We start from the raw sequence: 23,448 nt of genomic DNA, 5'->3' as shown, positions 1-23,448 counted from the left end.
GGCGGCCCTGATCCCCGGCTTCGGCACCGCCGACTCGGGCTACCAGTACAACGACGCCATCCCCTACCTGATGGAACAGCTCCTTCCGAACGGCGTCCTCGGCATCGCGGTCACCGGTCTGCTGGCCGCCTTCATGGCGGGCATGGCGGCCAACGTCTCGTCCTTCAACACGGTGTTCACGAACGACATCTGGGGCCGCTACGTCAAGAAGGACCGTGAGGACGGCTACTACGTCCGCTTCGGCCGCCTGATCACGGTGATCGGCGTCTGCGCGTCAGTGGGAACAGCATTCCTGGCGTCCTCCTTCTCGAACATCATGAGCTACCTCCAGACGCTGTTCTCCTTCTTCAACGTGCCGATGTTCGTCGTCTTCATCGTCGGCATGTTCTGGAAGCGCGCGTCCGTGAAGTCGGGCTTCTGGGGCCTGCTGGCCGGCACGGTCGCGGCGATGGTGAACTACTTCTGGATCTACAAGCAGGGCATCATCGACATCCCCTCCGACCAGGGCGCCAACTTCGTCTCGGCGATCGTGGGCTTCGTGGCCGGTGGGGTGGTCATGGTCGCCGTGTCCCTGTTCACGGCCCCCAAGCCCGCCGCGGAACTCCAGGGCCTCGTCTACGGCACGACGTCCCCCGGCATGACCGAGCCCCCCGCCGTCGGCGACGACGCCTGGTACCGCAGGCCGGCCCTGCTGGGCTGGGGCGCGATCGTCCTCGCAGCCGCCTGCTACATCCCGTTCTCGTTCTGACCCCGGCCGAATCGAGGAACCATGTCCGAACACGACGTCCAGCGGGAAGTCTCCGAACTCCAGGCCAAGTCGGCCACCGCGGCCCGCATCTTCGACCTGCGCCGCATCATCGGCGGCCTGTTCGTCCTCTACGGCATCATCGTCACGATCGCCGGCATCAACCCCTCCGACGCCACGCTCGACAAGGCGGAGGGCGTCAACATCAACCTCTGGACCGGCCTCGGCATGCTGGTCCTCGGCATCTTCTTCCTGCTCTGGCTGAAGATGCGCCCGACCCCGCCGCCGGCCCCGGAGGTCACTCCGGGGGAGGAGCCCACGGAGTAGCGCCTAGGGGGTGCCGGGTGCGGGTACGTTGTGGCTGGTCGCGCAGTTCCCCGCGCCCCTAGGGGGTTGCAGTCACCTGCGCCAGGACGGGCCGTTGGCCGCGTACGGCGGGCAGGGGACGGGGTGGGGGGGGTGTCCGCCCGCAGCGGCCGGCGTCCGTTACAGGGCACCGCTAAAGCGGCCGAGCCGCCGGACCGAGGACGGACACCCCCCACCCCGGCACCGACCCACCCACACACCCGCACGCGCTACACAAGCCCCCACCGGACCGAGCCAGGCCGCCGCAGGCACCCAGGGGCGCGGGGAACTGCGCAAAAACGCCCGCCCCCACCGAACCCGCTGGCGGGCAACCCCGTCAAACCACCGGCGGCTGCCCCTGTCCCACAGGGCCGGCCCGATCCAGCAACCCCGTCCGCGCAGCCAACGCCGCCGCCTCCAACCGGGAACCCACGCCCAGTTTCATCAGCACCCGCTGCACATGCGTGCGAGCAGTGGACGGCGCTATCCCCATCCCCGCCGCGATCAGCCGCGTGTCCTCCCCGTCGGCCACCCGCACCAGCACCTCCACCTCCCGGGGCGTCAGCATCTGCAGCAGCCGCTGCCCCTCGTCGTCCGGCTGGGCCGCGGGATTCAGCAGCTCGCTGAAGGCCCCCTGAAGCAACTGCGGGGCAACCGCCGCCTCCCCCGCCCGAGCCTTCATGATCGCCCGCTCGACGCCCTCGATCCGCTCGTCGTGCCGCACATAACCGCAGGCCCCCGCGGCGAAGGCGGCCGCGATGCCCCGCGGACTCGGCACCGGCCCCAGCACCAGCACCGCCACCTGCGGCCGCTCCCGCTTGATCCTCACGACCGGGTCGAACATCCCCGGTTCGGCCGGCGTGGCCGTCCCCAGCAGGCACACCTCGGGCGCCCGGCTGATCACCAGCTCCGCCGCCCCCGCGGCAGGCGCGGCCGCCGCGAGCACCCGGTGCCCGCGCAGTTTCAGCGCCGAGGCCAGCGCCTCGGCGAGCAATCGGTGGTCGTCGACCACCATGAGCCGAACTCCCATCGAGCAACCCCCCAGTCCCCCCATGGATCCGCGTGCAGGCACCCCTGTGAATGCCCACTGATCCGCACGGACAGAGGCACTCTCCCGGCACCCCCGCCCTTCATGCCCCCGGAAGCTACACGCTAGTTCGACGTTGCGCTTCCCCTACCGGTGAGAAGTGTCCCGGAAGGACTGAATTCCTGGCTTTCCTGTCATTCGAGGACGATGTGCCGCACCTTCACGTGCCGCACTTCACGTGCCGCACCTTCACGCGTCCTCGGCCAGCTCCAGCCACCGCATCTCCAGCTCTTCCCGCTCCCCGGCGAGATCCCGCAGCTCGGCGTCGATGGAGGCCACCTTCGCGAAGTCGGTGGCGTTGTCGGCGATCTGCGCGTGCAGCTTCGTCTCCTTCTGGGAGATCTTGTCGAGCTGCCGCTCGATCTTCTGGAGTTCCTTCTTCGCGGCCCGCTGATCGGAAGAGCTCTTCTCGACCGCCGGCTTCACCACCACCGGCGCCGACGCCGCGGCCGCCTCCTCCATCCGCTGCCGTCGCTCCAGGTACTCGTCGATGCCCCGGGGCAGCATCCGCAGGGTGGCGTCCCCGAGCAGCGCGAAGACCCGGTCGGTGGTGCGCTCGACGAAGAACCGGTCGTGGGAGATGACGACCATCGAGCCGGGCCAGCTGTCGAGGACGTCCTCCAGCTGGGTCAGCGTCTCGATGTCCAGATCGTTCGTCGGCTCGTCCAGGAACAGCACGTTCGGCTCGTCCATCAGCAGCCGCAGCAGTTGCAGCCGCCGCCGCTCACCACCGGACAGGTCCCCGACCGGCGTCCACTGCTTCTCCTTGTTGAAGCCGAAGGTCTCGCACAGTTGCCCGGCGGTCATCTCGCGCCCCTTGCCGAGGTCGACGCGCTCCCGCACCTGCTGGACGGCCTCGATGACCCGCAGCGCGGGGTCGAGTTCGGCGACCTCCTGGGACAGGTAGGCGAGCTTGACGGTCCTGCCGACCACGACCCGTCCGCCCACGGGCTGGGTCTCGCCCTCGGTCCACGCGGCCTGGGCCATCGCGCGCAGCAAGGACGTCTTGCCGGCCCCGTTGACCCCGACGAGACCGATCCGGTCGCCGGGGCCGAGCTGCCAGGTCACATGCTTCAGCAGGACCTTGGGCCCGGCCTGCACGGTCACGTCCTCCAGCTCGAAGACGGTCTTGCCCAGCCGCGTCGACGCGAACTTCATCAGCTCGCTGCTGTCCCGCGGCGGCGGCACGTCCTGGATGAGCTCGTTGGCGGCCTCGACGCGGAAGCGCGGCTTGGACGTGCGGGCGGGGGCGCCCCGCCTGAGCCAGGCCAGCTCCTTGCGGACGAGGTTCTGCCGCTTGGTCTCCTCGGTGGCGGCGATCCGCTCGCGCTCGGCCCGCGCGAAGACGTAGTCGGAGTACCCGCCCTCGTACTCGAAGACGTCGCCCTTCTGCACGTCCCACATGCGGGTGCAGACCTGGTCGAGGAACCACCGGTCGTGGGTGACGCAGACGAGCGCCGAGCGCCGCTCGCGCAGGTGCTTGGCCAGCCAGGCGATGCCCTCGACGTCGAGGTGGTTGGTGGGCTCGTCGAGGACGATCAGGTCCTGTTCCTCGATGAGCAGCTTGGCGAGGGCGATACGGCGGCGCTCGCCACCGGAGAGCGGTGCGATGACGGTGTCGAGGCCCTGCGGGAAGCCGGGCAGGTCGAGTCCGCCGAACAGTCCGGTCAGCACGTCGCGGATCTTGGAGTTGCCGGCCCACTCGTGGTCGGCCATGTCCCGGATGACCTCGTGGCGGACGGTCGCCGTGGGGTCCAGGGAGTCGTGCTGGGTGAGAACCCCGAGGCGCAGTCCGCCGGAGTGCGTGACGCGTCCGGTGTCGGCGTCCTCCAGCTTGGCGAGCAGGCGGATCAGGGTGGTCTTGCCGTCGCCGTTGCGGCCCACGACGCCGATGCGATCGCCCTCGGAGACGCCGAGCGAGACACCGTCCAGCAGGGCACGGGTGCCGTACACCTTGCTGACGTTCTCGACATTGACCAGATTGACGGCCATTTCTCTCCTGCCCAGGGGGATCGATCGACCCTCCAGGATAGTCCGCCCGCTACGCCCCCATCACCGTCGCACCCGGTACCGGCCCCGACGCCGTACGCACCGCCCGGCACGTCCCGGAGGCGCGCAGCGCGTCCGCGATCTTCGCCGCCGACCCACTGTCGCGGGCGAGGAACGCCGTGGTCGGGCCCGAGCCCGAGACGAGCCCGGCGAGGGCGCCCGCGGCGCTGCCGGCCGCGAGGGTGCCGGCGAGTTCCGGGAAGAGCGAGAGGGCGGCGGGCTGGAGGTCGTTGGAGACGGCGGCGGCGAGCGCGTCCGGGTCTCCTTCGGCGAGCGCGGCCAGCAGGTGCTCGGAGGCGACGGGCTCGGGGATGTCGAGGCCCTCGGTGAGCCGGTCGAACTCCCGGAAGACGGCCGGGGTCGACAGCCCGCGCCCGGCCATCGCGAACACCCACAAGAAGGTGCCGCCGACGTCGAGCGTCCTGAGCTTCTCCCCGCGCCCGGTGCCGAGTGCGGCCCCGCCGACCAGGCTGAACGGCACGTCACTGCCCAACTCGGCGCAGATGTCGAGCAGTTCGCCGCGGGAGGCGCCGGTCCCCCACAGCGCGTCGCAGGCCAGGAGCGCGCCGGCGCCGTCCGCGCTGCCGCCCGCCATGCCGCCGGCGACGGGGATGTCCTTGGCGATGTGGATGTGCACGGCGGGATCCAGGCCGTGGCGCTCCGCGAGGGCGGTCGCCGCGCGCGCCGCCAGGTTCGTACGGTCCAGGGGCACCTGGGCGGCGTCCGGACCGGAGCAGGTGACGCGGAGCGCCTCGGCGGGCATCACGGTCACCTCGTCGTGGAGGCCGACCGCGAGGAAGACGTTGGCCAGGTCGTGGAAGCCGTCGGGGCGGGCGGCGCCGACGGCGAGCTGGACGTTGACCTTGGCGGGGACGCGGACGGTGACGCTCACTGCTGACCGGGCTCCTTCGGGGGTTCGGGGGTCGTCCCCCGAGATGATGCAGCTTCCGCGATCCGCGCGAACTCCTCGACGGTGAGCGCCTCACCGCGGGCCTGGGGCGAGATGCCGGCCGCCACGAGGGCGGTCTCGGCGGCCGCGGCCGAACCCGCCCACCCGGCGAGCGCGGCCCGCAGGGTCTTGCGGCGCTGGGCGAAGGCGGCGTCCACGACGGCGAACACCTCGCGCCTGGACGCGGTGGTCCTGATCGGCTCGGTCCTGCGGGTGAGCGCGACGAGTCCGCTGTCGACGTTCGGCGCGGGCCAGAAGACGGTGCGGCCGATGGACCCGGCCCGCTTGACCTCGGCGTACCAGTTGGCCTTCACGGACGGGACGCCGTACACCTTCGAGCCGGGCGGCGCGGCGAGCCGGTCGGCGACCTCGGCCTGCACCATGACGAGGGTGCGCTCGATGCTCGGGAAGGTGTCGAGCATGTGCAGCAGCACGGGTACGGCGACGTTGTAGGGGAGGTTCGCGACGAGTGCGGTCGGCGGGGGGCCGGGGAGGTCGGTGACGTGCATGGCGTCGGAGTGCACGAGCGCGAACCGGTCGGCGCGGCCGGGCATGCGGGCCGCGATGGTGGCGGGCAGCGCGGAGGCGAGTACCTCGTCGATCTCGACGGCGGTGACGCGGTCGGCCGCTTCCAGCAGCGCCAGGGTGAGCGAGCCGAGCCCGGGGCCGACCTCCACCACCACGTCGTCGGAGCGGACGCCGGCGGTCCTGACGATACGGCGGACCGTGTTCGCGTCGATCACGAAGTTCTGGCCGCGCTGCTTGGTGGGGCGGACCCCTAGGACGGCCGCGAGTTCACGGATGTCGGCGGGGCCGAGGAGGGCGTCTGGGGAGGGGCTGCTGCTCACGGCCCCAAGGGTACGGGGCGGGGGTGGTGCTTCACTCACCCGTGCAACCGGCCGCCGCAGTGCGGCCAGGGGCTCGCCCCGCGCCGTACGTACAACTTCTTCGCCCGCAGCGTCTGCTCCGCCGCGGGGGCGTCCTGCGGTCGTCCGGAGCCGCCCAGCGCCTGCCAGGTCCGGGTGTCGAACTGGTAGAGACCGCCGTACGTCCCCGACGGGTCCACCGCGTCCGGGCGGCCGCCGGACTCGCAGTGCGCCAGGCCCTGCCAGTTCAGGTGGTCCGCGCCCTGTACGGACGTCGGCATCGGTTTCGTGCCCACCCTCACCACCTGGTCCCGCGGCTCCCGCACCACCTCGGTCCTGAGTCGCCGCGGCTTCTGCTTCACGCCGTTGACGGTCCGCAGGGAGTACGTGACCCGCCGGATCCCCGGCCGGCCCGCCTGCTCCACGACCTCCGTGCCTCTGAAGACGGTGGCGTCCTCGCTGCGCTGCTCGCGGAAGGGGATCTGCTCCTCGCGCACTTCCTTCGTCGCGGTGATCCGCAGCACCGTGACGGTCTGTCCCTCGCGGGGAAAGCTCTCCGGCGCCACCGAGGTGGCGTCCATCCCGCTCAGCGTGACCCCGGCCTGCTCGACGGCCTCCGCCACGGTCGCCGCGTTCGTCCGGATCGTCCGCGCCCGGCCGTCGGCCATGATCGTCACGGAGCGCTCGGTCCGCACGTCGAGCGCGAGCCCCTCCCGTCCGATCCGCCGGGAGCGCGAGGTGGACACATACGCGCCCTCCGCTCGCACCCCGAGCTGTTCGAGCGCCCCGTCCACGGTCCGTGCGGTGGTCCACACCTCACGCCGGTGTCCGTCGAGGGTGAGCCGCACGGGACGCCCGTAGCGGACCGCGACCTCGTCCCCGCTGGCGAGCGGTTCGCCGGGCGCGGGCGCGACCACGTCGTGCGCACCCACCGCGACCCCTTCCTCGGCGAGCAGTTCGCTCACGTCGTCCGCGAAGGTGTGCAGGGTGCGCGGTTTGCCGTCCACGCTCAGCTCGATCGCCTTGTCCTCGGCGACGAAGGCCGTGGTGCCGCCCGCGAGGAACGCGACCACCAGCGCCTGCGGCAGCAGCCGGCGCATCGCGCTGTCCGGCCGCTCGGCGTACCGCGTCCTGCGCCGGCGAGCGGCCCGCCCACCGCTCGGCGTCTGCTGCGCAAGCACCGGCTCCGGGGCCTCGTACGCGGGCCGGTAGGTGTCCTCGTACGGCAGCGTCCGTGCCTCGTCCGGCGCCCCGTACACCCCGTACGCGAGCGTCTGGGCGCTGCGCGGATCGGTGGGGGGCGCGCCGAAACCGCCGTACGGCGATGGCTCGTACGGCTCGTACGCCTGATACGTCTCGTACTGCGAGTTGCTCACGCCGACACGCTCCAGGGGCCGAGGGGTCCAGCGGGGTCCGGATCGGGCCCACAGAACCTAGCGGAGCGACCGTCACTCTCCAAAGCGACTCGGCTACCCGGAGTTACGTTCGACGGGTTCAGTACCCGAAGGCGCGTGCGGTGTTGGCGGCGAGTGCCGTGGCCAACGCGTCCTCGTCGATGCCGCGCACGGCGGCCATGGCGCGCACCGTGACCGGAATGAGATAGGGGGCGTTGGGCCGTCCGCGGTACGGCGCCGGCGTCAGGAAGGGCGCGTCCGTCTCCACCAGCAGCAGCTCCGGCGGGGCCACCGCCACCGCGTCCCGCAGGTTCTGGGCGTTCTTGAAGGTGACGTTGCCGGCGAAGGACATGAAGTATCCGGCGGCGGCGCAGATCCGCGCCATCTCGGCGTCGCCGGAGTAGCAGTGGAAGACGGTGCGCTCGGGGGCGCCCTCCTCCTTCAGCACGCGCAGGACGTCCGCGTGGGCGTCCCGGTCGTGGATGACGAGCGCCTTGCCGTGCCGCTTGGCCATCTCGATGTGGGCGCGGAAGGACGCCTCCTGCGCCTCCTTGCCCTCGGGCCCGGTGCGGAAGTGGTCGAGGCCGGTCTCGCCGACGCCCTTGACCTGCGGGAGTGCGGCCAGGCGGTCGATCTCGGCGAGCGCCTCGTCGAGCGCCGCCGTGCCCCCCGCCCGGCGCGCACCCTGCCGGGACCAGCCGTCGGGGTCGCCGTGGACGATCCGGGGCGCCTCGTTGGGGTGCAGGGCGACGGTGGCGTGGACGGCGTCGTACCGCTCCGCCGTCTCGGCCGCCCAGCGGGAGCCCCGTACGTCGCAGCCGACCTGGACGACCGTGGTCACCCCGACCGACGCGGCTTTCGCGAGCCCCTCCTCCACGGTCCCGTCCTGCATGTCCAGGTGGGTGTGGGAGTCGGCGACCGGTACCCGCAGGGGCTCCGGGAGCGGCGGGGCCGCGTTCTTCTCGCGGGGGCTGTTCGAAGGCATGCCCCGATCCTACGAAAGGGGCATGCCCGCCCGGATGCCGGAGCGGTCAGCTCGCCTTGCGCTGGAAGACGTGCAGCAGGTCGGCCAGGTGCCAGTGGTGCTCCCCGGCGGACGCCTCGCCGCCGGCCGTCGGCGCCTCCACGGGCCCGGCGGGGGGCGTGGCGTGTCCTCGGTGCGCTGCGTCACGGGCGGAGGCGACCCGGCCCGGCCGCATGATCCGTACGACCTGGTGGTCGCAGTTCTCGCACGCGGGCTTGGAGAGCGGCGAGGGCACGACCCGTCCGTCCACCATGTACTGCACGAACTCCCGGCCGTCGCCGTCGACGTGGTGCTCTATCTCGTACGACTGCTCCCACCCGTGCCCGCAGCGCATGCAGGCGAAGGAGTAGGACTCGTTGACGACTGCCGTCGCACCGGGGTGCCCTGCGATCTCGCTCATTCCAGCTCCTGTGTGTCCGCTGGTTCGAAGGACGGGTACGTCCCTCACCCCAGTGGACGCCTCCCGGCGCACGAAGGCGACAAGCCCTGTCGACTGTTGGAGTCGATTTGGACGTTCCTTGCCAAACCACCCCGCCGGGCGGCCCGGAGCTTTGCATTCCGAGACACCGCTTTGCGCGCACATGGGGCGCACGCTCAGAAGTCATGCGCCCTGCTCAGAGGGGGTGTGACCCACCTCATGCGGTGGGTCGGGGAGTGGCGTTCTTCGCCGCGACGACCGCATCGAAAACCACCCTCTTGGGCACCCCGGCCTCGACGGCCACCGCGGCGATCGCCTCCTTGCGCCGCTCCCCCGCCTCCTCGCGCACCCGCACCCTGCGCACCAGTTCCGCGTCGTCGATCTCCCCGGCCCCCTTCTCGGGCGCCCCCTCGACGACGACGGTGATCTCCCCCCGCACCCCGTCCGCGGCCCACTCGGCGAGCGCGCCCAGCGCCCCCCGCTTGACCTCCTCGTACGTCTTCGTCAGCTCCCGGCACACCGCCGCCCGCCGCTCCGCCCCGAACACCTCGGCCATGGCCGCCAGGGTGTCGTCGAGCCGGTGCGGAGCCTCGAAGTACACCAGGGTGCGCCGCTCGTCGGCGACCTCCCGCAGCCGCGACAGCCGCTCCCCGCCCTTGCGCGGCAGGAACCCCTCGAAGCAGAACCGGTCCACCGGCAGCCCGGACAGCGCGAGCGCGGTGAGCACCGCGGACGGCCCCGGTACGGCCGTGACCCGGACGTCCTTCTCCACGGCCGCGGCGACCAGCCGGTACCCGGGGTCGGACACCGACGGCATCCCGGCGTCGGTGACGAGCAGCACGCGCGCCCCGCCGAGGAGTTCCTCGACGAGTTCGGGTGTACGGGCGGCCTCGTTGCCCTCGAAGTAGGACACGATCCGCCCCTTGGGCGTCACGCCGAGCCCCTGGGTCAGCCGCCGCAGCCGCCGGGTGTCCTCGGCCGCGACCACGTCGGCCCCGGCCAGTTCCTCCGCGAGCCGGGGAGGAGCGTCCGCGATGTCGCCAATGGGGGTGCCCGCCAGGACAAGGGTTCCAGTCACCTCCCCATCCTCCCAGGGGCGCCCCGAAGGGGACGCATCCGCCCATGCACGGGACTCACACAGCGCTGTTCCTTACGATGGCGCGGTGACCAGTACCGCGTCCTCCACGGACACCCGGCAGGACCAGGCCCCCCAGGACCGGCGGCCGTCATGGCAGCAGAGGCTGCGCCGTTTCGGCTACACGGCCGAGGCAAGAGGCGATGTGGTTGAGCGCCTGGTGCCGTCCTTCGTGGCGCCGAGTCCGCGGATGTGGCAGGTCCTGGGCGTGCCCAAGGCGCTCGCCGAGCGGGTCACGCGCTGGTCGGGCTGGCTCGGGCCGCTGCTGGTGACGCTGGTGGCGGGGCTGATGCGGTTCTGGAACCTGGGCAGCCCGAAGAAGGTGATATTCGACGAGACGTACTACGCCAAGGACGCGTGGGCGCTCGTGCACCGCGGCTACGAGCTCAGCTGGGGCAAGAACGTCGACAGCCAGATCCTGTCCTCGAACGGGCACGTTTCGCTGCCGACGGACGCCGCCTATGTCGTGCATCCGCCGGTCGGCAAATACGTCATCGGACTCGGCGAGCTGATGTTCGGGTTCGACCCGTTCGGCTGGCGGTTCATGACGGCGCTGCTGGGGACGCTGTCGGTGCTGATCGTGTGCCGGGTGGGCCGCCGCCTCTTCCGCTCCACGTTCCTGGGCTGCCTGGCGGGCGCGCTGATGACGGTGGACGGCCTGGCCTTCGTGATGGCGCGGACCGCGCTGCTCGACGGTGTGCTGATGTTCTTCGTGCTGGCCGCGTTCGCGTGCCTGGTCATCGACCGCGACCGGGCGCGGGAGAAACTCGCCGCCGCGCTGCCGGTCGACTCCTACGGCCTCGTGCGCCCCGACGCGCACATCGCGGACACCCTGCGCCTGGGGTGGCGCCCCTACCGCTGGCTGGCGGGCCTGCTCCTCGGCCTGGCCATCGGCACCAAGTGGAACGGCCTGTTCTTCCTCGTCGCCTTCGTCATCATGACGGTCCTGTGGGACGTCGGCTCCCGCAAGGTCGCGGGCGCCAGCCGGCCCTACGTGGCGGTCCTCAAGTACGACCTCGGCATGGCCATCCGGGCCATGGTGCCGGTCGCGCTCATCACCTACGTCACCTCGTGGATCGGCTGGATCCTCTCCCCCGCGGACGGCACCGGCGGCTACTACCGCAACTGGGCGGCGACCGACGGCAAGGGCGGCAACTGGACCTTCCTGCCCGACTGGTGGCGCAGCCTGGTCCACTACGAGCACGAGGTCTACAACTTCAACGTCCACCTGTCCTCGCCGCACACGTACATGTCCAACCCGTGGAGCTGGATCGTCGACGCCCGCCCGGTCTCGTACTTCTACGAGTCCCCCGCGCCCGGCACCGACGGCTGCCCGGCCGACGCGGGCGAGAAGTGTGCGCGGGAGGTCCTCGCGATCGGCACGCCCCTCCTGTGGTGGGCCGCGTGCTTCGCGATCCTCTACGTCCTGTGGCGCTGGTTCTTCCGCCGCGACTGGCGGGCCGGCGCCATCGCCTGCGGGATCGCGGCCGGTTACCTCCCCTGGTTCAACTACCAGGAACGCACGATCTTCTTCTTCTACACGATCGTCTTCCTGCCCTTCCTCTGCCTGGCCGTGGCCATGCTCGTCGGCGCCCTCCTCGGCCCGCCACGCGCATCCGAGACCCGCCGGGTGGCAGGCGCCACGGCGGCCGGCGTCCTGGTTCTCCTGATCACCTGGAACTTCATCTACTTCTGGCCCCTGTACACCGGCACGAGCATCCCGATCGACGACTGGCGGTCGCGGATGTGGCTGGATACGTGGGTCTAGGGGGCTGAAATTCACGTATGTGATTGAGCACTTGCTCCGGCGAATCCGGAAACTCCCACCCCGCCCGTCACACCTCCCGCCTAGAGTTCCCACAACAACGGGGCAATCGGGGAGGGGGCCACACCATGGCCAAGGGGGTGAAGGTCGCTGTCGTCAGCACGGTGTTCGCCGTGATGGTCGGCGGGGCCGGGTACGGGGCGTACAACTTCGTGTCGGCGTTGAGCGACGACGGGAGCGGCGGGGTCGGGGACGCCAAGCGGAGCGGGCCGCCCACCGCCGACGAGGTCGAGGAGGCCTCCAAGGACTTCTTCGCCGCCTGGGAGAAGGGCGACGCGGCGAGCGCGGCCGCGTTGACGAACAACGGCACGGCCGCCGAGGTGCTGCTGACGGCGTACGGGACGGACGCGCATATCGGCCAGGTGCACATCACGCCCGGCAAGGCGACCGGCGCGACCGTGCCGTACAGCGTGAAGGCGACGGTGTCGTACGACGGCAAGTCGAAGCCGCTGGCGTACACGAGCAAGCTGACCGTCGTGCGCGGGGTGACCACCGGCAAGGCGCTCGTCGACTGGCAGCCCTCCCTGGTGTACCCGAAGCTCCAGCGGGACGACCGGCTCGTCACCGGCGAGTCCGCGAACCCGTCCATCGAGGCGGTGGCCCGCGACGGCAAGGTGCTGACCAAGGAGAAGTACCCCTCGCTCGGCCCGGTCCTGGACGCCCTGCGCGAGAGGTACGGCAGCGAGGCCGGCGGCACCCCCGGCATCGAACTGGTCATCAAGCACCCGGACCAGAGCCCCGACACCTCACTGCTGACCCTCGCCGAGGGCCGGGCGGGGAAGCTGCAGACCACCATCAGCGCGAGCGCGCAGACGGCCGCGGAGAAGGCGGTCAAGCTGTACCGCCAGTCGTCGGTCGTCGCCGTCGAGCCCAGCACCGGCGAGGTGCTGGCCGTGGCCAACAACCGTACGGACGGCTTCAACGCGGCCTTCGAGGGCACCAAGGCCCCCGGCTCCACCATGAAGATCATCACCGCCGCGATGCTCATCGACAACGGCGTCACCACGATGAACGGCCCGGCGCCCTGTCCGCCGGAGGCCGTGTGGCAGGGGCAGACCTTCAAGAACCTCACCGGCATGCAGCCCAACGAGAACGCCACGCTCGCCAACAGCTTCATGCGGTCCTGCAACACCGCCTTCATCAAGCTGATCGACGAGAAGCCGCTCACCGACGACTCGCTGACGCTGGAGGCCCAGAACCGGTTCGGGATCGGCGACGACTGGAAGACCGGCATCGCCTCCTTCGACGGGAAGGTGCCCGCGGTCAGCGGTCCGGACCGCGCGGCGAACGCGATAGGCCAGGGCCAGGTCCAGATGAACCCGCTGAACATGGCCTCGGTGACGGCCACCGCGATCACCGGCGCCTTCCGCCAGCCCTACCTGGTCTCGCCGAAGCTCGACGACCGCGAACTGGCCACCGCCAAGGGGCTGCCGTACAACACCGCCTCCCAGCTGAAGCAGATGATGCGGCTCACCGCGACCCAGGGCACGGCGGCCAGGGCGATGGCGGGGCTCGGCGGGGACATCGGCGCCAAGACCGGTTCCGCGGAGGTCGACGGGCAGCAGGTGTCCAACAGCTGGTTCACCGGCTTCCGCAACGACATGGCCGCGGCGGCCATGACGGAGGAGGGCGGCCACGGCGGCGACGCGGCCGGCCCGATTGTCGCAGCTGTGCTACGAGCCGCCGGCTGACGTCACCCGCGCAGGACAGGGACTCTAGGCTGTGGCAGTCGTTGAGGTGCATGAGGGCAACGGGGACCCTGAGAAGCGCGGAGGAAGCGTACGTCGTGGGTAACAGAAGGCGCGTCGCCGAGCGACGGAAGACCAGGCCCGCCGTGGTCGGCGGGATGATCGCCGTGGTCGTCGCCGGCGCCGGCCTCGGCGGCTACGCGCTGTACGGCGCCGGGGCCGCGGCCGACGACCGGACGCAGAACACGTCCGTGTCCGCCGCGGACCACAAGCCGAAGGTCAAGACCGGCCCGCTGTCGGCGACCGAGGTCACCACCACCGCGACCACCTTCCTCACCTCCTGGCAGCAGGGCAGGGTGAGCGCGGCGGCCGCCGTGACGAGCGACGCCGAGGCCGCCACCGCCCTGCTCACCGGCTACACCAAGGACGCCCACCTCACCGGCGTCGCTCTCACCCCGGGCACCCGCGCCGGCGACAAGGTGCCCTTCTCCGTCAAGGCGACGGTGACGTACAAGGGCATCAGCAAGCCGCTGGCGTACGGCAGTTCACTCACCGTCGTCCGCGACACCGCCACCGGGAAGCCGCGGGTCGGCTGGACCGCCTCGGTCGTCCACCCCGACCTGAAGGACGGCGACACCCTCGTCACCGGCGAGTCCGGTACCCCGCCGATCAAGGCGGTCGACCGGGACGGCGGCGGGATCACCGAGGCGAAGTACCCGTCGCTGGGCACGGTCCTGGACGGCCTGCGCGAGAAGTACGGCAAGAAGGCCGGCGGCAAGGCGGGCATCGAGCTCAGGGTGGTCCGCGGGAAGGACTCCAAGTCCTCCGACAAGACCCTGGTGGAGCTCAGCAAGGGCACCCCGGGCACCGTGAAGACGACCCTGAACCCGACGCTCCAGGCGGCCGCCGAGGCGCAGGTCGCCAAGCAGGCGCGGTCCTCCGTCGTCGTCCTGCGTCCCTCGACCGGCGAGATCCTCGCGGTGGCGAACGCGAGCCACGGCTTCAACACCGCCTTCCAGGGTTCCCTCGCCCCGGGCTCCACGATGAAGGTCATCACCTCCTCGCTGCTGATCGAGAAGGACCTCGCCTCGCCGGACAAGGCGCACCCCTGCCCGAAGTACTTCACGTACGGCGGCTGGAAGTTCCAGAACGACGACAAGTTCGAGATCAAGGGCGGCACCTTCAAGGCGAGCTTCGCCCGCTCCTGCAACACCGCCTTCGTCAGCCAGGCGGGCAAGGTGGGCAACGACAGCCTGACCAAGCAGGCCCAGCAGGTCTTCGGCCTGTCCATGGACAACTGGGCGATCGGTGTCCCGTCCTTCGACGGCTCGGTGCCGGTGCAGAGCGCGGCCCAGAAGGCGGCCTCGCTCATCGGCCAGGGCGGGGTCCGGATGAACCCGCTGAACATGGCGTCGGTATCCGCGACCATCGAGTCGGGCACCTTCAGGCAGCCCTACCTGGTCTCCCCCTCGGTCGACCACCGCACGCTGGCCACCGCCTCGCGCACTATGTCCGCGGGCACGCTGGCGCAGCTGCGTGAGCTGATGGCGTACACGGCGGGCTACGGCACGGCGGCCGAGGCGATGTCCGGGGTGTACGGCAACGTCGGCGCGAAGACCGGCTCCGCGGAGGTCGACGGCCAGAAGAAGCCGAACGGCTGGTTCACCGCGTACCGGGGCGACCTCGCGGCGGCGGGCGTGGTCCAGGCGGGCGGCCACGGCGGCGACACGGCCGGGCCGATCGTGGCGACCCTGCTGAAGACGGGCGGCTGAAGCCCTCCGGCGGTCAGGGCCCTCCCGGTCAGCCCCGTACTACGGGTGCCGCGGCCGTATACGTCCGTCGCAGGAACCTGAGCAGGGCCTTCTGCTCGAACTGCACCACCGACACGCCCTGCGGTGAGTGGAACTCCACCACGGCCTGCACCCGGCCGCACGGCCACACCCGCACCTCGCCGGTGCCGACCGGAGCCCTGAGCCCCTGCTCGAGGAGTGCCCGCGAGAAGGTCCACTCGTGCGTGCCCGGCAGACCGATCCGTACCGAGCGGGGGTCGGTCTCCGGGTCGTAGCGCAGGACCACGGGGACCGCCTCGTCCTCGGCGATGTCCGCGTCCGAAACGATGTGGGCTCGCGCGTACTGTTCGACTACGGACATCGTGACGGCCCTCTCACGCTGCGTGACCTGTGCGGAAGCTGTGCGTCCACCCCTCTCCCAGAGTCGCACATTTCCCGCGTTCCGCCCCCTGGACCGAAAGCCCGTGAGTTGCTGTTCGCGACAAGGCCCTCTTGCAAAGGGTTCGCAACAAGCCACTATCATCGAACGGTGCATGTGCCTGACGGATTCATAGACGCCCCCATCTCGGCAGCGACCGGAGTCGTGGCCGCGGCCGCCGTCGCGGTGAGCCTGCGCGGCGCCCGCCGTGAACTGGACGAGCGCACCGCGCCCCTGGCGGGCCTGGTCGCGGCGTTCATCTTCGCCGTGCAGATGCTGAACTTCCCGGTCGCCGCGGGGACCAGCGGGCACCTCCTCGGCGGAGCCCTCGCCGCGATCCTCGTGGGCCCCTACACCGGGGTCCTCTGCGTCTCCGTGGTCCTGCTCATGCAGGGCATCCTCTTCGCGGACGGCGGCCTGACCGCGCTCGGCGTGAACATCACCGACATGGCCGTCGTCACGACGGTCGTGGCATACGCCGTCTTCCGCGGGCTGGTGAAGGTGCTGCCGCGCAGGCGCGGTTCGATCACCGTCGCCTCCTTCGTGGCCGCCGTGCTCTCGGTGCCCGCCGCGGCCGTCGCCTTCACCCTGATCTACGCGCTCGGCGGCACCACCGACGTCTCCATCGGCAAGGTCGCCACCGCGATGATCGGCGTCCACGTCCTCATCGGCATCGGCGAGGCGGCCATCACCGCGCTGACCGTCGGCGCCGTCGTCGCCGTACGCCCCGACCTGGTGTACGGCGCCCGCGGCCTCCAGCAGAAGCTGCAGCTGCGGGTGGACGGTGAGCTGGTCGACGTACCGGACACCGTGCCTGTTGCCGCCGCCCGTTCGCACCGCAAGGTGTGGATCACCGGCCTGGTCACCTCCCTGGTCCTCGCCGGATTCGTCAGCTTCTACGCCTCCGCCAACCCCGACGGGCTGGAGAAGGTCGCCGCCGACAAGGGCATCGACGCCAAGGCCGAGAAGCATGCCACGTCGGACTCGCCGCTCGCCGACTACGGCGTGAAGGACATCGAGGACGCCCGCCTGTCCGGGGGGCTGGCGGGCGTCATCGGCGTCGGCGTGACCGTCGTCGCGGGCAGCACGGTGTTCTGGGCGGTCCGCAGGCGCCGTACGGCCGACACCACGCCCGTCGGCAGGGGCGTCTGACATGGGTGCCGGACACGCGCACAGGCTCTACCGGCACGGGCACTCGCCGGTGCACGCCCTGCCGCCGCACACCAAGCTCGCGGCGGCCTTCGGCTTCGTGGTGGTCGTGGTCTCGACCCCGCGCGAGGCGATGTGGGCGTTCGGCCTGTACGCCGTCCTGCTGGGCGTCGTCGCGTACGCCGCGCGCGTGCCGGCCGGCTTCCTGCTGAAGCGGCTGCTGATCGAGGTGCCGTTCGTGGCGTTCGCGGTGCTGATGCCGTTCGTCGCGGAGGGCGAGCGGGTCGAGGTGCTCGGGGTCTCCCTGAGCGTGAGCGGCCTGTGGGGCGCCTGGAACGTGCTCGCCAAGGGCACGCTCGGCGTCGCCGCGTCGGTGCTCCTTGCGTCCACCACCGAACTGCGCTCGGTGCTGCTCGGACTGCAACGCCTCAGGCTCCCCCCGCTGCTGGTCCAGATCGCGTCCTTCATGATCCGCTACGGCGATGTCATCACCGACGAGATGCGGCGGATGCGGATCGCGCGGGAGTCGCGGGGGTTCGAGGCGAGCGGCGTCAAGCACTGGGGTGTCCTCGCGAAGTCGGCCGGCGCGCTGTTCATCCGCTCCTACGAGCGCGGCGAGCGCGTGCACCTGGCCATGGTGAGCCGGGGGTACGCCGGTTCGATGCCGGTCATCGACGAGGTGACCGCGTCCCGGGCGCAGTGGTCGTACGCCCTCGCGCTGCCCGTCGCCGCCCTTGTCGTCTGCGTGGTGGGATGGGCTCTGTGAGCGACCCTGTGAGCGACCTTGTGAGCACCGCGTCCCTGGAGGTCTCCGGCCTCGCCTTCGCCTACCCGGACGGGCACCAGGCCCTGTTCGGCGTGGACTTCTCGATCGCGCGCGGCGAGCGGGTCGCGCTGCTCGGCCCGAACGGCGCCGGCAAGACGACCCTGGTGCTGCACCTCAACGGCATCCTGAGCGGCGGGGTGGGCACGGTGAAGGTCGCCGGGCTGCCCGTGGGCAAGAAGCACATGGCGGAGATCCGGCGCCGGGTCGGGATCGTCTTCCAGGACCCCGACGACCAGCTCTTCATGCCGACCGTGCGCGAGGACGTGGCGTTCGGACCGGCGGCGGCCGGACTCAGGGGGCCCGAGCTGGAGGAGCGCGTGGACCGGGCGCTGGCCCAGGTCGGCATGGCGGAGTTCAAGGACCGGCCCCCGCACCACCTGTCCTTCGGTCAGCGGCGCCGGGTGGCGGTGGCGACCGTGCTCGCCATGGAGCCGGAGATCCTGGTCCTGGACGAGCCCTCCTCCAACCTCGACCCGGCCTCCCGCCGCGAACTGGCCGACATCCTGCGCTCGCTGGACGTGACGGTCCTGATGGTCACGCACGACCTGCCGTACGCGCTGGAGCTGTGTCCGCGCGCGCTGATCCTGAGCGAGGGCACCATCGCCGCGGACGGCAGGACCGCCGAACTCCTCGCCGACGACGAGCTGATGCGGGCCCACCGGCTGGAGTTGCCCTTCGGATTCGATCCGCGGTCCGTGACAATGGGCGCGTGACGAACCAAGAGGACGCCGGATCACTGCTGCTGGACGACCAGTTGTGCTTCGCGCTGTACGCCGCCCAGCGCGCGGTGACCGCCGCGTACCGGCCACTCCTCGACGAGCTCGGGCTCACCTATCCGCAGTACCTCGTGCTGCTGGTGCTGTGGGAGCGCGGCGAGACGACGGTGAAGGAACTGGCGACCGCCCTGCGCCTCGACTACGGCACGGTCTCGCCGTTGCTCAAGCGGCTGGAGAGCGCGGGATTCGTACGCCGGGAGCGCGCGGCGAGCGACGAGCGCTCGGTGCTGGTGGCGTGCACCGGGCGCGCGGAGGAACTCAGGGAGCGCGCGGCAGCCGTCCCCGACGCCCTCCTCTCCGCGACCGGGCTCGACCCAACCGAGGCCGCGAGACTGCGCGAGGACCTGTGGGGGCTCGCGGAAAGGGCGCACAAAGGTCCCGAGCGCCCCCGCTGACCTTCTGTTACCCGAGGTTGCCACCCCCTGGTGGCCAAGGCCGGACCTACCGGCCGGTACCTTGTGCACGATGTATTTGCGCGCACCTCTCCGGGGGGAGACCAGCCATGCTTGAGGAAACCGTCGTCGACACCCGGCCGACGAAGATCATGTATGTCGCCGAGGCGACCGCCCACGGCGGCCGGGACGGCTTTGTCACCAGCCAGGACGGCCAGATCGAGCTGAAGGTCGCGATGCCGCCGGCGCTCGGCGGGGACGGCAACGGCACCAACCCGGAGCAGCTGTTCGCCGCCGGGTACAGCGCCTGCTTCCACAACGCCCTGATCCTCGTCGGCAACCGCGAGGGCTACGACCTGACCGGTTCCACGGTCGCCGCGAAGGTCGGCATCGGCCCCAACCAGCACCGCGGCTACGGCCTCGCAGTCGCCCTGAGCGTCTCCCTCCCGATCCTCGACGCGGGCCTCGCGGCGAAGCTGGTGGACGCGGCCCACGAGGTGTGCCCGTACTCGAACGCGACCCGCGGGAACATCGACGTGACGATTCTGCTTGGCTGAGAGGGGCACCGGGCGGCAGCAGAGGGAGTGCGGGCGTGGACGTGAACGGCACAGTCGCCGAGGGCTTCGAGCCGGTCAGGGACGTGTTCGCGCGGAACTTCGAGGCGCTCGGGGACCGGGGCGCGGCGGTCGCCGTGTACCGGGACGGGCGCAAGGTCGTCGACCTGTGGGCCGGTATCCGGGACATCGACGGCACCGAGCCCTGGGAGCGCGGCACCGCGCAGGTCGTGCGCTCGGCGACCAAGGGCGTCGCCGCCGCCGTACCCCTGTTGCTGCATCAGCGCGGGGAGCTGGACCTGGACGCGCCGGTGGCGGAGTACTGGCCCGAGTTCAAGGCGCGCGGCAAGGAGCGGGTGCTGGTCCGGCAGGTGCTCGGCCACCGGGCGGGACTGCCGGTGATCGACCGGCCGCTCACCCCCGAGGAGGCCCTGGACCCGCTGAAGGGCCCTGCGGCGGTCGCCGCGCAGGCGCCCGTCTGGGAGCCCGGCACGGACCACGGGTACCACGCGCTGACGTACGGCTGGATGCTGGACGAGCTGGTGCGCCGGGTGACCGGGCTCGGCGCCGGCGAGTGGATCGCGCGGGAGATCGCCGGGCCGCTCGGGGCCGAGTTCTGGCTCGGGCTGCCGGCGCGGGAGGAAGCGGCCGGACGGGCGGGACGGGTCGGACGCATCGAGGCTCCCGAACCCACCGGCGCCCTGCGCGCCCGCCCCAAGCGGTCCGTCACCGAGGCCTACGAGGACCCCGGCTCCCTCACCCGTCGCGCCTTCGCCGCGATCACCCCCTTCCCCGACCAGAACGCACCGGAGTACCGGGCGAGCGCCCTGCCCGCCACCAACGGGATCGCGACGGCCGACGGGCTGGCGAGGATCTACGCGGCGCTGGTAGGCGAGGTCGACGGGGTGCGGCTCTTCGACCCGGCCACGGTCGAGCTCGCCCGCACCGAGGAGTCGGCGGGCCCGGACCGCGTGCTGGTCGTGAACACCCGGTTCGGCCTGGGCTACATGCTGCACGGCAGCGCCTCGCCGTTCCTCGGCGCGGGCTCCTTCGGACACCCAGGGCGTGGCGGCTCCCTCGGGTTCGCCGACCCGGAGACGGGCATCGCCTTCGGCTATGTCACCAACGGCTTCCGCAAGACGGTCACGGCGGACCCCCGGGCGCAGGCGCTGGTCAGGGCGGTGCGGGCGGCCCTGTGAGGGCTATACGTTGATCGAGTGGGACGTCCGCCCGGACGCCTCGTCGATCTCGTCGTGCGCCTTGGTCAGCAGCTGCATCGCGAGTTCGTTCAGCGCCCGCGCCCCGGCGACCTCCTCACCGACCCGCGGCTGATTCGAGTCGCTGCGGTGCCGGCTGGCGTGTCCGCGTGCCCGTATCTCGGTCCCGTCGGGCAGGCGGACCAGCGCGACCGCCTCCGTGTGCCGCTCGTCCTCCCGGAACTCCAGCTCGACGTGCCATCCCACAGTGGTGTGCGTCATGTCGGTCACCTCCGGAAACCTCTGCTTCCAGAGTGCGCCTCCGGCGGCCACCGCACACGTGGCCGCCGGAGGCACTGTCAGCCGTCAGCCGTCGGACTCCGGCGACGGGAGGTAGGCGCCGGGCACGTCGTTCGGGACGTAGACCTTCTTGTCGCCGGGGTACGGCTTGGTCCAGTCGTGCGTCTGGTACCAGGTGTACCGGTTCATCTGCTCGGCGTTCGCGTAGTCCGGCACCGCGTGCGCGCCGGTCAGCCGCTGGTGGGAGGCCCAGGTCTTCCACTGCGCGGCGAGTTCCTGCTTCGCCGCCGGTACCGCCGCGGAGGTCGGCGCGGGGGCCGCGTCGGCGTCCTGGGCGGCCGGGGCGTCCGCGCCGCAGGAGGGCGTGGGGCTCACGCCGAGGGTGAGCGAGGTGCGGTTGGGGACCGCGGTGAACGGGGTGGTGTCCGGCTTGCCCGTGAAGGCCCCGTACATCGGCGTGGCCGCGCTGTCCTTCTGGTTCATCGGGTGGATCCCGAGGATCTGCTCGACCGTGCGGATCATCGTGATCTGCGTGTAGTAGCGGCTGTCGACGGTGCCGTGCTGGGCGTAGGGGCTGATGACCTGGACCGGGGCGCGGTGGCCGTCGACGTGGTCCAGGCCGTTCTGGGAGTCGTCCTCGACGACGAAGATCGCCGAGTCCTTCCAGTACGCGCTGTGGGAGATCTCGTCGACCATCCGGCCGACCGCGAGGTCGTTGTCGGCGACCTCGGCGGACGCGTTGGCCGGGCCGCCGGTGTGGTCGTTGGAGAACCAGAACATGTTCAGGTTCGCCGGGCCGTTCTTCTCGAAGTCCTGCTGCCAGATCTGTTCCTTGTAGATGTCCGGGACGTCGAGGTCGAACATCGGGAAGCCCTGCACGGACACGTCGTTGAGCGAGGGGATCGCCGAGCCGGTCTTGATGGGGTACTGGGTCGGCGCCCCGGTCGCGGCCATGTTCTTGCTGTCGCAGTAAAGGTTCTGCCAGTTCGCGCCGGCCGGCTTGGACTCGGTCGACTGGAACTCGCCGAAGTCCTTGACCGACTTCCCGGCCGCTTGCGCGCCGGTCCAGATGAAGCCGGACTTCTGGTGGCCGAGGACGTCGTTCTCGGTGTCGTAACTGCGGGTGTACTCACCGGCGGAGGACTCGGTGTACTCCGGGTTGTCCGACTGCATCAGCCAGTTGTGGCCCTCGGCGGAGTTGGTGCCGATGTCGTAGAAGTTGTCGTAGAGGCCGAACTGCTGGGCCAGGGCGTGCTGGTTGGGGGTGACGTTCGCGCCGAAGGTGGTGAGCGCCGGGTCGCCGTCGCCCTGCGGGAGGTCGCCGTAGACCTGGTCGTAGGTGCGGTTCTCCTTGACGAGGAGGAAGACGTGCTTGATCGTCGAGGGGTCGCCGAGGCGTGCGGGGACCGGCACCGGCTTGGCGTGGCTCGTGCCCTTGGCCGTCGTGACGGAGCCGGGGGTCCAGCCGTTCTGCTGGAAGACCTTGACCGTCTGGGACCTGATGACGAGGTCGCTCGGCAGCGTGAACTCGGTGAGGCTGGACGTGGTGTCGTGGGTGCCGTGTCCGGAGGCGGCGGTGGGGCGGCGGGCGTCTATGCCGCGGGTGTTGGAGACGACGACCTTCCTGCCGACGGTGGTGACCTCGGCGGGGAAGTAGTCGGTGGGGAGCAGACCGACGTAACTCGCCGGTTCCTTCGGCGACCTGTACCGGTAGACGGCGACCGCGTTGGCGCGGCCCAGCGTCACCAGCAGATGGCCGTCGTCGGTGAGGGTGACCGCGTCGGGCTCGTAGCCGACCTTGGCCTCGGGCCACGGCTGGGTGGCGATGGTCTGGACGACCTTGTCCTCGCGGGTGTCGATGACCGACACGTTGTTGTCGGCGGTGTCGGTGACGAACACCGTGCCGTTCTTCGCGTACACGGCGGTCGGGTGCAGACCCACGTCGATGGTCCGGACGACCTGGCCCGCGCCGGTGTCGATGACGCTGACCGTGCCGGTGGTCGCGGCACCGGTGGCGGGGTCGGCGGGCACCTGGGTGCCGTAGGAGTTCATCGTCGTCTCGCCGGGCCTGGCCGGACGTCCGCCCTCGTTGCTGACGTACAACTTGCCGCCGACCAGCGCGAGTCCGCGCGGGGCGGTGCCGACGGCCCAGCTCTGCTGGATCGTCCCGGTGGTGGCGTCGAGGGCGACGACCCGGTTCTGCCCGTTGACCGCGGAGTACACGGTGGAGCCGTCCGCCGAGAACACCGCGGCGCCCACGAGCGCCTGCTGGGTGCCGACGGCCGGGACGGGGACGGCCGTCGGGGTGGAGAGGGTGCCGTCCGCGTTCACGGCGAACTTCGTGTAGCCGTTCGCCTGGCCGAGCCACAGCTGCTTGCCGTCGGGCGAGTAGGTGGGGCCCTCCTGGCCGACCGCGGCGCTGCTGATGCGCAGGTCGTCCGCGGCGTTGGCGCCGATCTTCTGCTTCACCTGCCCGGTCGCGAGGTCCAGGATCACCAGCGCGGCGTCACCGTCGGCGACCG

21 protein-coding genes and 1 pseudogene are annotated in these 23,448 nt (G+C 71.2%); 11 read left to right on the top strand and 11 right to left on the bottom strand.

Features of this window, described 5'->3' with window-relative positions; genetic code table 11:
* Together ACFVYN_RS05310 and ACFVYN_RS05305 are read left to right on the top strand one after the other, a co-directional pair.
* A pseudogene (locus ACFVYN_RS05310) lies at positions 1–748 on the top strand (Na+/galactose cotransporter); the annotation flags it as partial.
* Between the two features lie 21 nt (positions 749–769).
* A complete protein-coding gene (locus ACFVYN_RS05305; protein ID WP_389992767.1) occupies positions 770–1,072 on the top strand; it encodes a hypothetical protein in 303 nt (100 codons plus the stop codon).
* Between the two features lie 355 nt (positions 1,073–1,427).
* On the opposite strand, the gene ACFVYN_RS05300 is transcribed toward ACFVYN_RS05305, so the two are convergent.
* The 8 genes from ACFVYN_RS05300 to rsmI all read right to left on the bottom strand — a co-directional run bounded on the left by ACFVYN_RS05300 (position 1,428) and on the right by rsmI (position 9,955).
* On the bottom strand, positions 1,428–2,120 hold the full coding sequence (locus ACFVYN_RS05300; RefSeq protein ID WP_389992764.1) for a LuxR C-terminal-related transcriptional regulator: 693 nt from the start codon (positions 2,118–2,120) through the stop codon (positions 1,428–1,430).
* Between the two features lie 246 nt (positions 2,121–2,366).
* Positions 2,367–4,169 carry an ABC-F family ATP-binding cassette domain-containing protein gene (locus ACFVYN_RS05295; RefSeq protein ID WP_389992762.1) on the bottom strand — a complete coding sequence of 601 codons (1,803 nt, stop codon included), beginning with the start codon at positions 4,167–4,169 and terminating at the stop codon, positions 2,367–2,369.
* Between the two features lie 49 nt (positions 4,170–4,218).
* The gene (locus ACFVYN_RS05290) at positions 4,219–5,118 is read right to left on the bottom strand and encodes a 4-(cytidine 5'-diphospho)-2-C-methyl-D-erythritol kinase (RefSeq protein ID WP_389992759.1); all 900 of its coding nucleotides are present in this window, start codon (positions 5,116–5,118) and stop codon (positions 4,219–4,221) included.
* Positions 5,115–6,023, bottom strand: coding sequence for a 16S rRNA (adenine(1518)-N(6)/adenine(1519)-N(6))-dimethyltransferase RsmA (rsmA, locus tag ACFVYN_RS05285; RefSeq protein ID WP_389992756.1), 909 nt, complete (start codon positions 6,021–6,023; stop codon positions 5,115–5,117). Before rsmA ends, ACFVYN_RS05290 begins: the two co-directional genes overlap by 4 nt.
* A gap of 35 nt (positions 6,024–6,058) precedes the next feature.
* Positions 6,059–7,417 (bottom strand): ubiquitin-like domain-containing protein, encoded by a 1,359-nt coding sequence (locus tag ACFVYN_RS05280; RefSeq protein WP_389992753.1) that lies wholly within the window; start codon positions 7,415–7,417, stop codon positions 6,059–6,061.
* A 118-nt stretch (positions 7,418–7,535) separates the two neighbouring features.
* A complete protein-coding gene (locus ACFVYN_RS05275) occupies positions 7,536–8,420 on the bottom strand; it encodes a TatD family hydrolase (protein WP_389992751.1) in 885 nt (294 codons plus the stop codon).
* A 46-nt stretch (positions 8,421–8,466) separates the two neighbouring features.
* Positions 8,467–8,859 carry a hypothetical protein gene (locus ACFVYN_RS05270; RefSeq protein ID WP_389992749.1) on the bottom strand — a complete coding sequence of 131 codons (393 nt, stop codon included), beginning with the start codon at positions 8,857–8,859 and terminating at the stop codon, positions 8,467–8,469.
* A gap of 235 nt (positions 8,860–9,094) precedes the next feature.
* Entirely contained in the window at positions 9,095–9,955 is an 861-nt protein-coding gene (rsmI, locus tag ACFVYN_RS05265) for a 16S rRNA (cytidine(1402)-2'-O)-methyltransferase (protein WP_389992747.1), read from the bottom strand.
* An 85-nt stretch (positions 9,956–10,040) separates the two neighbouring features.
* Between rsmI and ACFVYN_RS05260 the strand changes: the two genes are divergently transcribed.
* From ACFVYN_RS05260 to ACFVYN_RS05250, 3 genes are all read left to right on the top strand, one after another.
* Positions 10,041–11,780 carry a dolichyl-phosphate-mannose--protein mannosyltransferase gene (locus ACFVYN_RS05260; protein WP_389992744.1) on the top strand — a complete coding sequence of 580 codons (1,740 nt, stop codon included), beginning with the start codon at positions 10,041–10,043 and terminating at the stop codon, positions 11,778–11,780.
* A gap of 125 nt (positions 11,781–11,905) precedes the next feature.
* Positions 11,906–13,528 carry a penicillin-binding transpeptidase domain-containing protein gene (locus ACFVYN_RS05255; protein WP_389992742.1) on the top strand — a complete coding sequence of 541 codons (1,623 nt, stop codon included), beginning with the start codon at positions 11,906–11,908 and terminating at the stop codon, positions 13,526–13,528.
* 95 nt (positions 13,529–13,623) lie between these two features.
* Positions 13,624–15,297 carry a penicillin-binding transpeptidase domain-containing protein gene (locus tag ACFVYN_RS05250; protein ID WP_389992740.1) on the top strand — a complete coding sequence of 558 codons (1,674 nt, stop codon included), beginning with the start codon at positions 13,624–13,626 and terminating at the stop codon, positions 15,295–15,297.
* 28 nt (positions 15,298–15,325) lie between these two features.
* Here the strand turns inward: ACFVYN_RS05250 and ACFVYN_RS05245 are convergent, their stop codons facing one another.
* Positions 15,326–15,676 carry an SsgA family sporulation/cell division regulator gene (locus tag ACFVYN_RS05245; protein WP_389992737.1) on the bottom strand — a complete coding sequence of 117 codons (351 nt, stop codon included), beginning with the start codon at positions 15,674–15,676 and terminating at the stop codon, positions 15,326–15,328.
* A 168-nt stretch (positions 15,677–15,844) separates the two neighbouring features.
* Between ACFVYN_RS05245 and ACFVYN_RS05240 the strand changes: the two genes are divergently transcribed.
* The 6 genes from ACFVYN_RS05240 (at position 15,845) to ACFVYN_RS05215 (ending at position 20,629) form a co-directional block, all read left to right on the top strand.
* Positions 15,845–16,885, top strand: a complete 1,041-nt coding sequence (locus ACFVYN_RS05240; RefSeq protein ID WP_389992734.1) for an energy-coupling factor ABC transporter permease — start codon at positions 15,845–15,847, stop codon at positions 16,883–16,885.
* Between the two features lies 1 nt (position 16,886).
* Positions 16,887–17,648 (top strand): cobalt ECF transporter T component CbiQ, encoded by a 762-nt coding sequence (gene cbiQ / locus ACFVYN_RS05235; protein ID WP_352388369.1) that lies wholly within the window; start codon positions 16,887–16,889, stop codon positions 17,646–17,648.
* Complete coding sequence (locus ACFVYN_RS05230) at positions 17,636–18,421, top strand: energy-coupling factor ABC transporter ATP-binding protein (protein ID WP_389992729.1); 786 nt, start codon at positions 17,636–17,638, stop codon at positions 18,419–18,421. Before cbiQ ends, ACFVYN_RS05230 begins: the two co-directional genes overlap by 13 nt.
* Entirely contained in the window at positions 18,418–18,879 is a 462-nt protein-coding gene (locus ACFVYN_RS05225) for a MarR family winged helix-turn-helix transcriptional regulator (RefSeq protein ID WP_389992727.1), read from the top strand. Before ACFVYN_RS05230 ends, ACFVYN_RS05225 begins: the two co-directional genes overlap by 4 nt.
* 107 nt (positions 18,880–18,986) lie before the next feature.
* A complete protein-coding gene (locus tag ACFVYN_RS05220) occupies positions 18,987–19,433 on the top strand; it encodes an organic hydroperoxide resistance protein (protein WP_389992725.1) in 447 nt (148 codons plus the stop codon).
* Positions 19,434–19,468: 35 nt separating this feature from the next.
* Positions 19,469–20,629: a serine hydrolase domain-containing protein gene (locus ACFVYN_RS05215; RefSeq protein ID WP_389992722.1), complete on the top strand. Its 1,161-nt coding sequence runs from the start codon at positions 19,469–19,471 to the stop codon at positions 20,627–20,629.
* Positions 20,630–20,632: 3 nt separating this feature from the next.
* Here ACFVYN_RS05215 and ACFVYN_RS05210 read toward each other — a convergent pair whose 3' ends face one another.
* Positions 20,633–20,908, bottom strand: coding sequence for a DUF1876 domain-containing protein (locus ACFVYN_RS05210; RefSeq protein WP_389992719.1), 276 nt, complete (start codon positions 20,906–20,908; stop codon positions 20,633–20,635).
* An 84-nt stretch (positions 20,909–20,992) separates the two neighbouring features.
* On the bottom strand, positions 20,993–23,448 hold a 2,456-nt coding region (locus ACFVYN_RS05205; protein ID WP_389992716.1), incomplete at its 5' end, for a bifunctional YncE family protein/alkaline phosphatase family protein.

Origin of the sequence: Streptomyces sp. NPDC058307 (genome assembly GCF_042880295.1) — a bacterium.
Lineage (GTDB): Bacteria > Actinomycetota > Actinomycetes > Streptomycetales > Streptomycetaceae > Streptomyces.
Note: the sequence above shows the minus strand (reverse complement) of the source record. Positions and strands in the feature narration are given on the sequence as shown.

Bases quoted from the DNA above. Each gene is read 5' to 3' on its own strand.
- ACFVYN_RS05305 (WP_389992767.1), top strand. From the start codon at position 770: ATGTCCGAACACGACGTCCAGCGGGAAGTCTCCGAACTCCAGGCCAAG.
- ACFVYN_RS05300 (WP_389992764.1), bottom strand. From the start codon at position 2,120: ATGGGAGTTCGGCTCATGGTGGTCGACGACCACCGATTGCTCGCCGAG.
- ACFVYN_RS05295 (WP_389992762.1), bottom strand. From the start codon at position 4,169: ATGGCCGTCAATCTGGTCAATGTCGAGAACGTCAGCAAGGTGTACGGC.
- ACFVYN_RS05275 (WP_389992751.1), bottom strand. From the start codon at position 8,420: ATGCCTTCGAACAGCCCCCGCGAGAAGAACGCGGCCCCGCCGCTCCCG.
- ACFVYN_RS05270 (WP_389992749.1), bottom strand. From the start codon at position 8,859: ATGAGCGAGATCGCAGGGCACCCCGGTGCGACGGCAGTCGTCAACGAG.
- ACFVYN_RS05255 (WP_389992742.1), top strand. From the start codon at position 11,906: ATGGCCAAGGGGGTGAAGGTCGCTGTCGTCAGCACGGTGTTCGCCGTG.
- ACFVYN_RS05245 (WP_389992737.1), bottom strand. From the start codon at position 15,676: ATGTCCGTAGTCGAACAGTACGCGCGAGCCCACATCGTTTCGGACGCG.
- cbiQ (WP_352388369.1), top strand. From the start codon at position 16,887: ATGGGTGCCGGACACGCGCACAGGCTCTACCGGCACGGGCACTCGCCG.
- ACFVYN_RS05230 (WP_389992729.1), top strand. From the start codon at position 17,636: ATGGGCTCTGTGAGCGACCCTGTGAGCGACCTTGTGAGCACCGCGTCC.
- ACFVYN_RS05220 (WP_389992725.1), top strand. From the start codon at position 18,987: ATGCTTGAGGAAACCGTCGTCGACACCCGGCCGACGAAGATCATGTAT.
- ACFVYN_RS05210 (WP_389992719.1), bottom strand. From the start codon at position 20,908: ATGACGCACACCACTGTGGGATGGCACGTCGAGCTGGAGTTCCGGGAG.